At 70.8% G+C, this 12,173-nt stretch carries 12 protein-coding genes and 1 riboswitch; of the genes, 2 read left to right on the top strand and 10 right to left on the bottom strand.

Translation table 11 applies throughout. The features are described from left to right. Positions 1 to 31 precede the first annotated feature (31 nt). A complete protein-coding gene (locus HNR30_RS22625; protein WP_246378905.1) occupies positions 32 to 769 on the bottom strand; it encodes an SDR family NAD(P)-dependent oxidoreductase in 738 nt (245 codons plus the stop codon). 93 nt (positions 770 to 862) lie between these two features. Between HNR30_RS22625 and HNR30_RS22620 the strand changes: the two genes are divergently transcribed. Next, positions 863 to 1,735, top strand: coding sequence for a LysR family transcriptional regulator (locus HNR30_RS22620; RefSeq protein ID WP_181611936.1), 873 nt, complete (start codon positions 863 to 865; stop codon positions 1,733 to 1,735). On the opposite strand, the gene HNR30_RS22615 is transcribed toward HNR30_RS22620, so the two are convergent. The 7 genes from HNR30_RS22615 to HNR30_RS22585 all read right to left on the bottom strand — a co-directional run bounded on the left by HNR30_RS22615 (position 1,732) and on the right by HNR30_RS22585 (position 8,496). Further along, a complete protein-coding gene (locus HNR30_RS22615; protein WP_181611935.1) occupies positions 1,732 to 2,472 on the bottom strand; it encodes a hypothetical protein in 741 nt (246 codons plus the stop codon). The two genes, HNR30_RS22620 and HNR30_RS22615, sit on opposite strands and share 4 nt — an antisense overlap. Then, positions 2,469 to 3,224 carry a hypothetical protein gene (locus tag HNR30_RS22610; RefSeq protein WP_181611934.1) on the bottom strand — a complete coding sequence of 252 codons (756 nt, stop codon included), beginning with the start codon at positions 3,222 to 3,224 and terminating at the stop codon, positions 2,469 to 2,471. Before HNR30_RS22610 ends, HNR30_RS22615 begins: the two co-directional genes overlap by 4 nt. Before the next feature lie 55 nt (positions 3,225 to 3,279). Next, complete coding sequence (locus HNR30_RS22605; RefSeq protein WP_312894564.1) at positions 3,280 to 4,269, bottom strand: hydroxyacid dehydrogenase; 990 nt, start codon at positions 4,267 to 4,269, stop codon at positions 3,280 to 3,282. Beyond that, positions 4,266 to 5,102: a carbohydrate ABC transporter permease gene (locus HNR30_RS22600; protein WP_220133814.1), complete on the bottom strand. Its 837-nt coding sequence runs from the start codon at positions 5,100 to 5,102 to the stop codon at positions 4,266 to 4,268. The genes HNR30_RS22605 and HNR30_RS22600 overlap by 4 nt, the downstream gene beginning before the upstream one ends. After that, complete coding sequence (locus HNR30_RS22595) at positions 5,099 to 6,034, bottom strand: carbohydrate ABC transporter permease (protein WP_181611933.1); 936 nt, start codon at positions 6,032 to 6,034, stop codon at positions 5,099 to 5,101. The genes HNR30_RS22600 and HNR30_RS22595 overlap by 4 nt, the downstream gene beginning before the upstream one ends. Positions 6,035 to 6,072: 38 nt before the next feature. After that, complete coding sequence (locus HNR30_RS22590; RefSeq protein WP_181611932.1) at positions 6,073 to 7,371, bottom strand: ABC transporter substrate-binding protein; 1,299 nt, start codon at positions 7,369 to 7,371, stop codon at positions 6,073 to 6,075. Positions 7,372 to 7,461: 90 nt separating this feature from the next. Then, positions 7,462 to 8,496, bottom strand: a complete 1,035-nt coding sequence (locus HNR30_RS22585) for a substrate-binding domain-containing protein (protein ID WP_181611931.1) — start codon at positions 8,494 to 8,496, stop codon at positions 7,462 to 7,464. Positions 8,497 to 8,618: 122 nt separating this feature from the next. Here HNR30_RS22585 and HNR30_RS22580 point away from each other — a divergent pair, with 122 nt between their 5' ends. Next, the gene (locus HNR30_RS22580) at positions 8,619 to 10,322 is read left to right on the top strand and encodes a DUF2264 domain-containing protein (RefSeq protein WP_181611930.1); all 1,704 of its coding nucleotides are present in this window, start codon (positions 8,619 to 8,621) and stop codon (positions 10,320 to 10,322) included. Positions 10,323 to 10,383: 61 nt separating this feature from the next. Here HNR30_RS22580 and HNR30_RS22575 read toward each other — a convergent pair whose 3' ends face one another. Both HNR30_RS22575 and HNR30_RS22570 read right to left on the bottom strand, forming a co-directional pair. Further along, complete coding sequence (locus HNR30_RS22575; RefSeq protein WP_181611929.1) at positions 10,384 to 11,112, bottom strand: hypothetical protein; 729 nt, start codon at positions 11,110 to 11,112, stop codon at positions 10,384 to 10,386. Between the two features lie 29 nt (positions 11,113 to 11,141). Then, on the bottom strand, positions 11,142 to 11,996 hold the full coding sequence (locus HNR30_RS22570; RefSeq protein ID WP_181611928.1) for a bifunctional 5,10-methylenetetrahydrofolate dehydrogenase/5,10-methenyltetrahydrofolate cyclohydrolase: 855 nt from the start codon (positions 11,994 to 11,996) through the stop codon (positions 11,142 to 11,144). 15 nt (positions 11,997 to 12,011) lie between these two features. Next, positions 12,012 to 12,094: riboswitch (ZMP/ZTP riboswitch) on the bottom strand. Between the last annotated feature and the right edge of the window lie 79 nt (positions 12,095 to 12,173).

Below are 12,173 nucleotides of genomic sequence, written 5' to 3'. Positions count from 1 at the left end.
CTCGGCCTTGATCATGGGCCGCGCTTGCCGGTTACCAGGGCACCGGTCCGGCGTCGTCGAGGAATGCGCCGGTCGGTCCGTCGTCGGGCAGGGTCGCGAGGCGGATCGCGATGGCCGCGCCCTGTTCCGGTGTGCGGACGCCTTGGAAGCCGTTGAGGTCGGTGGCGGTGAAGCCGGGGCAACCGGAGTTGATCAGGATGCCGGTGCCGCTCAGTTCCTTGACGTATTGGATGGTGAGGGCGTTGAGGAAGGTCTTCGAGGCCAGGTAGGCGGCGGGAACCGGGCCCATGTCGACGCCGGGGGCGGTCTGCAGGGCGAGCGAGCCGACGCTGCTCGACATGTTGACGATTCGCGGTGATGCCGAGCCGCGCAGCAGCGGCAGCATCGCGTTGGTCACCCGGATGACGCCGATCACATTGGTCTCCACGACAGCTCGCACGGTCGCGGGATCGAGCGTGCTGGGTGTCTGCGGCGTGCCGCCGGTGATCGCGGCATTGTTGACCAGGACGTCGAGCCCTCCGGCCTGGTCGGCGATCAGCTCGGCCGCGGCGGCCACGCTCGCGTCATCGCTCACGTCGAGCGGCACGCCGAACGCATCGGTCCCGGCGGCGCGCAGCTTCTCCACCGCGGTGTCGCGGCGCCGCCGATCGCGCGCGCCCACCCCGATGCGCCAGCCGAGCGCGCCCAGGCCTGCGGCGATCTCGAATCCGATTCCCTTGTTCGCGCCGGTCACCAGCGCGATCGTCCGTTCGCTCATGCCGTCGATCATGTTGCGGGGCCGGGTGAGGCGTCCAAGACCGGTCAGGTGCTCGGCGATACCGCACAGGTATCGGTCCTGGTCGAGGCTGGCTACGATGGCCCGGTGGAGACGCGGGAGTTGCGATACTTCGTCGCCGTCGCCGAGGAGTTGCACTTCGGGCGGGCGGCACAACGGCTCGCGATGGCGCAGCCACCACTGTCGCGGGCGATCCAGCAGCTGGAGCGGCGGCTCGGAGTCGTTCTGCTGCACCGCACCCCTCGCGCCGTCGCCTTGACCGAGGCCGGGTCGGTGCTGCTGAGGGAGGCACGGACCGCGCTCGACGCGGTCGAAGCCGCCGAGCGCCGCACCCGCCGCGCCGCGGGAGACCAGCCGGGTGTGGTCCTGGCCGCCAAGGCCGGAGCTTCCAGGGAACTGTTGTCGAAGCTCCTGGCCGCCTACGCCGCCGAACCGGGCGCCGTGGCCGTCGAGGTGATGCTGTGCGGGCCGGGCGAGCCGGAGTTCCTGCTGCGCACCGGGCGTGCCGACGTCGCTCTGCTCCACCGGCCCTATGACACGACGGCCGGATTCGACACCGAGGATCTCCACAGCGAGCAGCAGGTCGTGGTCCTGCCCAAGGGCCATCCGCTCGCCAACCGGGCGCGCCTGTCGTTCGAGGAGGTCAGGACCGAGGCGGGACTGCCGCTGCCGCGCTGGCCTGGACGGGACGGCGGCCATCCGGACGGCGCCGGCCCGCAGGTTCGTGACCACACCCAGCTGTTCCAGCTGATCGCGCTCGGACTGGCGTGCGCCGTCGTGCCCGAGTCGCTTCGTGAGCAGCTACGCGACGACTACGCCGTCGTGCCGGTGCCGGACGCGCCGGCCGTCACGACCGTCGTCGCCTGGCCGCCACACAGCAGGTCCAGAGCCGTCGCCGACCTCGTCCGCACGGCGACACGTCTCCAGCTGCGCGCCGGCGGACAGACCGGCAACACCTAGTCGAGGGCGGGCAGGTCGGGGTCGTCGACGTCGATGTCGCCCTCCTCGGCTCTGCGCAGCTTGATCTCCTCGATCCACGACAGCACCAGGGCGCGGATCTCGCCGTCCAGGCGCTCGTCGTCCATCTCCTCCACGAACTCCAGGCGCATGAGCAGCTCGTGCACCGAGAAGGAGTCGAGGTGGGTGCGGCCCAGGCTCTCCAGCTCCAGGAAGCTGTACAGGTGGGCGGCCGACGCCACGTCGAGCACGTCACCGGCCAGGCCGCGGTCATGGAGGGCTCGTACGGCGAGGCCGACGGCGTCGTCGAGGGAAATGACCGGCAGCGGGTCGTGGGGCACGGCCGGGTGCCGGAGGTTCTCGCCGGCCACGGTCAGCTCGTATGCCTGGGCGATCAGCAGGCCATCGCGGTGCGGCGCGCAGTCGAGGCCGGTTGCTCGCAGGGCTCGGGCGATGGCGTCGACGGTGGCCGGGAGGCGGCGGGGCGAGCGCGTGACGAGGGTCAGGGAGGCATGAGGAGGATCGGCGAGGCCGAGGATGAGGGCGTGGGGGCGGAGGCCGTGGGCGTGGAGGGCGTGGGGGCCTGCGAGGAGCAGGTCGTGGGCGTCACCCAGCGGAGCGAGGGCGGCCAGCACACGCTGCTCGACGTCAGGCGCTGGCCCGGCTGGCGGCGAGGGCTCGGCCGGCCGCGAGGGTGCGGCGGCCGTCTGACGGTGGTCGGGAGGGGGCGTCGTGGTCATCCCGATGGCCCGCGTCGTTTGCGCGTCGACGGCAGGTCGTGGCGGCCCGAGACGAACTCCTGGACGGCGATCTTGGCCCTGATCACCGGCCGCCGCCACCGCTCCTCGCGGTGGATGGCGGTGGCGAGCTTGCGCGGGCGTCTCCCGGCGAAGAACCAGTGCGCCCACGGCGAGCCGGGCCGGGCCAGGCGGACGGCGCCAACGAGGAGCAGCGGGGGGACGAACAGGCCCACGAGGCCGGTCCAGATCTTGCCCTTGAGCAGGGTGATGATGGCCAGTAAGAGGTTGCCGACCATGAACCAGGCGCTGGCGAAGAAGCCGCCGTAGTCGATGACGAGGGGCCGCAGGCCCACCAGGAGCAGGCCGGTGATGGCGATGGCGACGAACACCGCGTCGACCGAGGTGCGCCCTTCCTCCTCCCAGTACACGTCGTGCAGGTGGAGGATCAGGGCGAACTCGTCGAGCACGAGGGCGGCGCCGATGCCGAAGACGGTGGCGGCCACGGCGTACCAGGTTTGGGAGCCCGAGACCATCAGCCCGGTGACGCCGCCGACGAGCATGAGCACCACGCCGAAGACGACGTGGTGGATGTGCATGTCACCGACGTTGACGTTGCGGAACCAGCCGATCTTGGCACGGATGAGGCGCACGTTGACGCGGGTGAAGAGGAAGGCGCTGATGAGCGCGGCGAAGAAGCAGAACAGCGGCAGCCGTCCCGTCGCGATGATGCCCTGCTGAAACCACTCCCCCATCGTCACTCAAGGGTATGCCTGCCGTACCTCTGCTAGGGCGAGGGGCCGATGGGGGTCAGGCGGAGCGGGACAGGCTGGCGGGCTCCACCGCGTACTCGAAGGCCAGCCCGCGCGCGTGGCGGGCCAGCTCGTCCACGGCCAGGTCGGCCATCCTGGCCAGCTCGCCTCCGAGCGAGCCGGCGATGTGCGGGGTGACCAGCACGTTGGGCAGGTCGTAGAGGGGCGAGCCCGCGGGCAGGAACTCCGGCTCGGTGTGGTCGAGCACGGCGTACAGCCGCCCGGAGAGCAGCTCGCGGGTGAGCGCGTCCTGGTCGACCAGGGCGGCGCGGGCGGTGTTGATCAGCGTGGCGCCGTCGCGCATGCGGGCCAGCCGTCGGACGTCGATGAGGTGCCGGGTCTCGGGCAGGTCGGGCGCGTGCAGCGAGACCACGTCGGAGCGCTCGACCAGCTCGTCGAGGCCGACCGTGGGCACTCCGAGGTCGTCGCGCAGGTACGGGTCGCTGACCAGCACGTCCAGGTCGAAGGGGCGCAGCAGTTCGATCACGCGGCGGCCGATGCGGGAGGCGCCGACGACGCCGACGGTCTTGCGGTAGTTGCCGAAGCCGGGGTAGAGCCGGTCCCAGTCGCCGGTCCGCCGTTCTTCGCGGTAGGCGCGGGCGATGTCGATCACGCGCTTGTTGGCGAACAGGATGGAGGCGAGGGTGAACTCGGCGACCGGTTCGGCGTTGGCGGCGGCGGCCGAGGAGACGGCGATGCCGCGCTGCCAGACCGCGTCGGTCAGGTGGTGCTTGACCGAGCCGGCCGCGTGCACGACGGCTCTGAGCGCGGGCGCGCGGTCCAGCACTTCGGCGGTCACCTCGGGGCAGCCCCACGAGGTGAACAGCACCTCGACCTTGGTCAGGTCCACCTGGGAGAAGTCGGTGACCACCAGACCGGGATCGACGTCGGCGACCGTGGACAGGCGGCTGCGGACGGGGGCCTGGAGGAGGCGGTCGGCGACGTCGGCGCTCATGGCGACGAGCGTCCTGGGTCGTGCGATGGTCACTTGACGCTCCCCGCGGTCATGCCGGCCTTCCAGAAACGCTGCAGGAAGCCGAAGACCACCAGCAGCGGCACGATCGACAGCAGCGCCCCGGTGATCGTCAGGGTCTGGTACTCCGGGAAGGCGTAGGCCTGGGAGTTCCAGGAGAACAGGCCGAGGCTGAGCGGGAAGAGCTTCTGGTCCGACAGCATGACCAGCGGCAGGAAGAAGTTGTTCCAGATGGCGGTGAACTGGAACAGGAAGATGGTCACGAATGCCGGCTTGAGCATGGGCAGCGCGATCGAGAAGAAGGTGCGCACCTCGCCCGCGCCGTCGGAGCGGGCGGCCTCCAGCACCTCGCCCGGCACGTAGCCGGACGACAGCACCCTGGCCAGGTAGACGCCGAACGGGTGGACCAGCACCGGGATGAAGACCGCCCAGAAGGTGTTGACCAGCCCGGCCTTGGAGGCGAGCAGGTACAACGGCAGCGCGGTGGCGGTGGTGGGCACGAGCACGCCGAGCAGGACCAGCCCGAACAGCTTCTCCTTGCCCAGCCAGGCGTACTTGTCGAAGGCGTAGCCGCACATCACGCTGACCAGGGCGCTGATCGCGCCGCCGACTCCGGCGTACAGCACGCTGTTGAGGTACCAGCGGAAGAAGATCCCGTCGCCCTCGCCCGCGACCTTGGCGAGGTTGGCGCCCAGGTTGAGGTCGCCGAAGGCGAAGCCGCTCGTGGCGTAGAGGTCGGGCAGCGACTTGGTCGAGGAGAACAGCAGCCAGCTCAGCGGCAGCAGTGTGTAGGCGGCCGCGAGGATCAGCAGGGCGTTGACCGCGCCCCTGGACATCAGGCGGTTCATCGCGTCCTGTTCCCCCACCTCGTGACGAAGAACGACAGCGCGGCGGCCAGTCCGGCGAGGATCAGGCTCGACGCGGCGGCCTGGCCGTAGTCGTTCTTGGCGAAGGCCTCGGTGTAGGCGTACATGTTCGGCGTCCAGGTGCTGACCACGCCGTCGCTGGGGTTGTCGAGCACCATGGGCTCGGTGAACAGCTGCAGCGAGCCGATGATCGTGAACAGCACGGTCGTGATGACGGCGGCCCTGATGAGCGGCAGCTTCACCGAGATCGCGGTCCTGAGGGCTCCGGCGCCGTCGATGGTGGCCGCCTCGATCACCTCGCGCGGGATGGCCTGCAGCGCCGCGAAGTAGATGATCATGTTGTAGCCGATCCACTCCCACAGGGCGATGTTGACCACCGAGCCGAGCACGTTGCTCGCTCCCAGGAAGTCGACGTCGCCCAGCAGGTCGATGATCGGGCTGATGCCCGGGGTGTAGAGGTAGAGCCAGATCAGTCCGGCGATCACCCCGGGCACCACGTGCGGCATGAACAGGGCCAGTTGGAAGAACTTGCTCAGCCTGGCCAGCCCCGAGTCCAGCAGCAGCGCCAGTGCCAGCGCCCCGCCGATCATCAGCGGGATGTAGATCAGGCAGTATCCGGCCACCACCAAAAAGCCGTCGGTGAAGGCCCGGTCGGCCAGGGTGTCGAGGTAGTTCGACAGCCCGACGAAGACCGTCTCCTTGCCGCCGAAGCCCAGGCCGGAGGACTTCTCGCTGAACAGGCTCAGGTAGAGCGCGTAGCCCAGCGGAGCGACGATGACCCCGGCGAACAGCACGAAGAACGGCGCGGTGAACAGCGTGATCGCTCCCCGCCTGCGCCAGTTCTCGGTACGGCGGGGCGAGGGCCGCGGCTTGGCCCGGGTGGGGGGCGGCGGCGCCTCAACGGTGGTGGCCATGAATGTCCTTAGGGGCTGGCACTGGCGGGTTCGAGAGGTCAGGCGGCGACGTTGAGGCCGCGTCCCTTGATCTCGGCCACGGTGGCCTGCTGGACGCTCTCCAGGACCTCGGGGATGGTGGTGCCGCCGGTGGAGACCTTGCCGAGCGAGTCCTTGAAGGCGGTCAGCACCTGGACCATGCTCGGGCCCCAGGTCCAGCCGGGCTGGATGCTGCCGTAGGCCTCGGTGAACAGCGCGTAGATGTCCTGCCCGCCGTAGAAGGAGGCGTCGAAGGACTTCTGCGCGACCGGCACCAGGTCGGGGATGGCGGGGAAGCCGCTGGAGGTGCCCGACGACAGGCGGGAGGTCCAGGCCTCCTCCGAGCCGGTCAGCCACTTGATGACCTCGACGGAGGCCTTGGTGTTCTTGCTGTTGGCGCTGACGCCGAAGGTGGTGCCGCCGAGCATGCCGCTGGCGGGGGTGCCCCAGTTCGGGGCCGGTGCGATGGCCCACTTGCCGGCCTGTCCGGCGTGGTTGCCCTTCATCACGCCCGCGCCCCAGTTGGCGCCGACGTAACCCCACAGCGAGTTGTCCTCGAAGGCGGCGTTCCACTCCTGGGAGAAGGAGGCCTGCACCTTGACGAGGTCGTCCTTGACCAGGCCCTGCCAGTAGTCGGCGACCTTCTTGGTGGCCTCGTCGTTGATGGAGACCTTCCAGGCGTCGCCCTCGGTGCCGAACCACTTGGCGCCGGCCTGCCAGGACAGGGCGGTGAGCACGCTGGGGTCGTCGGGGAAGAAGGTGGCGATGCGGGCCTTGTCGTCGGCCTTCTTGACCTTCTCGGCGGCGGCGCGGAAGTCGTCCCAGGTCTTGGGCACGTCGATCTTGTTGGCCTCGAACAGGTCCTTGCGGTAGAAGAAGACCTGCGGGGCGGCGTCCATCGGCAGCGACCAGGCCTTGCCGCCCAGTTCGACCAGGCTGAAGACGTTGGCGGGGTACTTGGACTTCACGTCGCCGATCTCGGCGGTGATGTCCTGCAGCGCGCCCTGGTTGACGAAGTCGGGCAGCTGCGGGTACTCGATCGACATCACGTCCGGCGCGTTGCCGGCCTTGACCGCGTTGGCGAACTTCGCGTAGCCGCCCGCGTTGCCCGAGGGGATCTCCTCGAACTTGATCTGGATGTCCTTGTGCGACTTGTTGAAGGCGTCGACGACCTGCTGGGTGCCCTTGGCCCAGCCCCAGAAGGTGACCGTGGCGGGCTGTCCGGCCGGCGCGGCGGCGGGAGCGGCGCTCTCGCCTCCGCAAGCGGCGAGAAGAGACATGCCGGCCAGCGCCGCGGCGACGGCGAGTGTGCGTCCCATCGTTGCTCCTTGGGGGGAATCAATCGCGATGGAACATCATTCGCTCATTTTCGATCGAATGTCTAGTGATCGATCAGTAACGAAAGTATTTCACTCGTGAGCGATCGAAGAATCGCGAACCCGAAGCTCCGGCAGCAAGGCTAGGTGCTGACCGGGCATGCTCGAGCCCTCCTGGATCCGGCGAACCAGCAGGTCGACGGCATGACGGCCGACGGCGGCCTTGGGCGGGGCGACCGCGGTGAGCGGCGGATCGCTGAGCGCCGCGACCTCGTCGTCGTAGGCGACGATCGACACCTCGTCCGGCAGCCTCACCCCGGCCACCCTCAGGTGCTGCACCAGCAGCAACGCGTCCTCGTCGTTGTGCACCAGCAGCCCCGTGACGCCGCCCCTGATCGCCTCGACCACCGCGCCGGCCTGCGCGTCGGTGGGACCGTCCTGGTCGATGGCCAGCTCGCCCGGATCGTCCAGGCCGAAGGCGCGCACGGCCGCCAGGAAGCCCTCGCGGATGCGCGGCGCGGTCGGGCTGACCCGCGTCACCATGGCCACGCGGCGATGCCCCAGCTCGGCCAGGTGCCGCACGCCCAGGAAGGCGCCGTGGGGATGGTCGGAGGCCACCGCGTCGAGCAGCGAGGCAGCGCCTCCCAGCTCCGCCTTGCGCTCCACCAGGACGGCGGGCACGCCGATGCCGGACAGCCACTCGGCGTGGCTCGCGTCGGGCTGCCTGGTGAGGGTCAGCAGCAGGCCGTCGACCCCACCGTTGATCAGCTGCTTGACCTGCATGCGTTCCTCGGCCTCGTCGTAGCGCGAGACCCCGAGCACCAGGCGCGCGCCCAGCTCGGCGGCGCGCTCGCGGGCGCCCCTGATCACGTTCGGGTAGTAGTAGGTCGCCGCGGGGACCAGCATGCCGATCGTCATCGTCTCGCGCGGCGTGCTCTCCTGGGCCGGCTCCGGCAGCGTGATGCCGCCGTGCACCCGATGCACCAGGCCGCGCCCGGCCAGGTGCTCGACGTCCCTGCGCAGCGTGACCATGGACACGCCCAGGCTCTCCGCCAGCTCGGCCAGGCGCACGGAGCCGCGCTCGCGCACCTCGCGGAGGATGAGTTCATGGCGTTGCTCGACGAACACTGGGGGGCTCCTTAGGACTCGACAGACCGATCCTACCGAGTGTCGCTTTCGTTTGTGAACGTTTCTTTCGTTCGATCGCTCTGATACGTTTTCGGCCACCCGCGTTCTCTGGAGGCCCCCGCATGTTCGTTCTCCCGCCGGAAGATCGATCGCTCAGTCCGATCACCGGATGGACCCGGACGCACTGGGAGGCCGTCGCCGACGGCCTGCTCGCCGCCGTCGAGCCGTACCGCAGCGCCGACCGGGCCGAGATCGTCCTGCCGGGGCGCGAGAGCTGGTCACGCTGCGACGGGCTGGAGGGGTACGCGCGCACCTTCCTGCTCGCCGCCTTCCGGGTGGCGGGCGGGGGGCCCGCCGACCTGCTGGAGCCGTACCGGATCGGGCTGGAGGCCGGGCCGCGCGTCTGGCAGCCGATCACCGACCGCGCCCAGTCCATGGTCGAGGCGGCCTCGATCGCCCTGTGCCTGTGGCTGACCCGCGAACGGCTGTGGGACACCCTGCCCGCCACGACCCAGGACGCGGTCGCCGCCTGGTTGTCGGGGGCCCTCGACCACGAGCCTGCCGACAACAACTGGTGGCTCTTCCCCGTCATGGTCGGCGGCTTCCTGTCGGCCGTCGGACGCCCGGCCGACCCGCGCGGACTGCAGCGCATCGAGGACTGGTACGTCGGCGAGGGCTGGTACTCCGACGGCGCCAACCGCTCCTTCGACCACTACAACGGCTGGGCCATGCACCTGTACCCGGTGCTCCACCACCTGCTGTCGGGCCGCGACCAGGGCGTGTACGGCACGCGGCTGCGCGAGTTCCTGCGCGGCTACGCCCTCACCTTCGACCACGGCGGCGGCATGCTCTACCACGGGCGCTCGCTCACCTACCGCTTCGGATCGGTGTCGTCGCTGTTCGCCGGGGCACTCGCCGGCGCCACTCCCCTGCGGCCCGGCCAGACCAGGGGCATCGCCTCGTCGGTGCTGCGGTACTTCCTCGACGCGGGCGCCCTGTCGCCCGAAGGGCTGCTCACGCTCGGCTACCACGGGCCGCACGAGCCCTCGCTGCAGCCGTACTCCGGCTACGCCTCGCCGTACTGGGCGTCGAAGGCCTTCGTCGGGCTGCTGCTGCCGCCGGAGCACCCCGTGTGGACGGAGCGCGAGGAGCACGGGCCGACCGGGGTGATAGCCCTGGCGGCGCCCGGGATGATCGTGCACAACACCGGCGACGTGGCCAGGCTGATCAACCACGGCAGCCAGCACCACCTCGGCGATCCGCTCTACGACCGGTACGCCTACTCCACCCGCACCGGGCCGACGAGTGGGGTGGCGACCGGGGTGGCGGACAACGACTTCACGGCCGCCGGTGTGGCGCGCGGGAAGATCGTCCCGCTGGGCGCAGGCCAGGAGGGCGAGCTGGCCTGGGCGGGCTCGGCCTCGGAGGGGGTGACCAGCTTCAGCGTGGTGCGCGGCGCCACCGAGATCCGCGTCCACCGCGTGGTCGCCGGCGCGGCCGTCACCCAGACCGGCTGGGCCGTCCCCGGCGACGGCGAGGCCGACGGGCTGAGCGTCACAAGCGTCACCCTGAGGTCGCCGGGACACCCGAGGTCGAGGCTGGTCGGGCTGTACGGCTTCGCGCGGGCGTCGGTGGCGCGGGCGCCCGAGGGCACGGCGTTCGGCGCCCCCGCCGCGGTGCCGGTGCTCGGCGGGGTGGCGGCGGACGGCTGGGCGGTGTCGGCCGCGATCCTGGGCGAGCACGACGAGCCCCTGCCCGCCGTCGACGCCGCGGAGCGCCTGACACTCACCTGGCCCGACGGCGTGCGCTGGACGACACCCGCCTGACAACCTCTGGCCCGACGGCGTGCGCTAAACGACACCCGCCTGACGACCTCGCGCTCGGCGGTCAGCGGACCGTGTGGCCCGCAGGCGAGATCACCGACCGCAGCCGCTCCACGTACAGGTCGGCCCGGACAGTCCCGTCCGGCCCGTAGAGCCGCAGGTGCCGCCGGTCGCCCGACTCGCGCAACGCGACCAGGTCGAGCGTCAGCGCCGTCGCGCGCATCCCCGCCACCTCGGCCGCGGTCGGCTTCAGGTCGTGTGTCCTGCTCCCGTCGAGCCCGGCCGTGGCCCACCCGTCGCGTCCGGCCCGCACGTGCCGCATCACCAGCAGGTCGCCCGTCCACCCCCACGGCACCAGCCGCGAGCCGCCGGGCGCGGACCTGGGCGGCACCACGAGCGTGTCCCTGTCGCTGGTCAGCTCGCGCACCAGGACACCGCCGCCGGGACGCGAGGTCGCCAGCAGGCGGCCGTCGGGCGACAGTGTGGTGCTTTCGAGCGAGACGCCGGGCCCCAGGTGGAACTCGCCGCCCTGCCGCGTGATCAGCAGGACCGGGCAGCCGCTCAGGCACTCGGCGTGCAGCACGATCCCCTCGCCCGCGGGCCCGTCGAGCGGCAGCGGCCTGGCCACCTCGAAGGTCTCCACGCCCGGGAGCGGGGCGATGCCCACGATCTCCGGGCTCAGCTGGAGGCCGGCCACGCCCAGCCCGGCTCCCCCCACCATGAGCAGCAACCCGGAGGTGGTGAGCAGCCGCGCCGCCCACCAGCGCACCTGGCCTAACCGTGTCGGGCTCATCTCTCTACGAAAGCACGACTTGCGGGAAATTACGCCCTTTCGGCAGCGGCAATAGCATTCCGGAACAGCATGGCCACAGTCGTGGGACCCACGCCGCCGACCCGCGGAGTGATCGCGCCGGCGACCTCCTCGACCGACTCGTCGACGTCGGGCAGCAGGCGGCGTCCCTCGTAGCGCACGCCGCCGCCGATGACCACCGCGCCGGGCCGTACGTGCTCGGGCCGGACGATGCCCGGCACGCCCGCGGCGGCGATGAGGATGTCGGCGCGGCGGGTGTAGTCGGCCCAGTCGGGCACGCCGGTGTGCACCACCGTGACGGCGGCGTTGGCGGTGGGCCGCTTCTGCGCCAGCAACATCGCCAGCGGCCTGCCCAGCGTCGCGCCACGGCCCAGGATGACCACGTTCTTGCCGGAGACGGGGATCTCGTAGAAGGCCAGGATCTCCTCGATGCCGGCCGGGGTGCACGGCAGCGGGCCCGGCATGCCCAGCGCCAGGCGTCCCATGTTCAGCGGGTGCAGGCCGTCGACGTCCTTGTCGGGATCGAGCGACTGCAGCGCCGCGTCGTAGTCGAGGTGGCCCGGCACCGGATACTGCACGAGCACGCCGTGGACGGCACGGTCGTCGTTGTAGCCCTGGATGACGGCCAGCAGGTCCTCCTGCTTGGCGTCGGCGGGCAGGTGGGCGTGCGGCGACTCGAAGCCGAGCTCGGCGGCCTGCTTCTGCTTGATGCGGATGTAGCCGGCGCTCGCGTCGTCGTCGCCCACCAGGATGGTGGCCAGCGACGGCGTCACTCCCTGGGCCTTCATGGCCTCGACACGCTTGCGGACATCGGCCAGAATCGCCTCGGCCACCGGGCCACCCGGCAGCATCCTCGCGTTGGACATACGACTCCCTCGTCACGTGGTCGCCCAGGCGGTCGGCTCCCACGACGAGCTCCCCGATGGTCGATTCCATCCTCCGGCCGCCAGTCGCGCTGGCCTCCAGGATGCCCGATGGGGCGGGTTCAGCAAAAATCCAGCGGCTCGGGCGAGGCTTTTCGCGGGGGCCCCGAACAAGGGAGA

The organism is Nonomuraea soli (genome assembly GCF_013761175.1).
Classification (GTDB): Bacteria; Actinomycetota; Actinomycetes; order Streptosporangiales; family Streptosporangiaceae; genus Nonomuraea; species Nonomuraea soli.
Note: the sequence above shows the minus strand (reverse complement) of the source record. Positions and strands in the feature narration are given on the sequence as shown.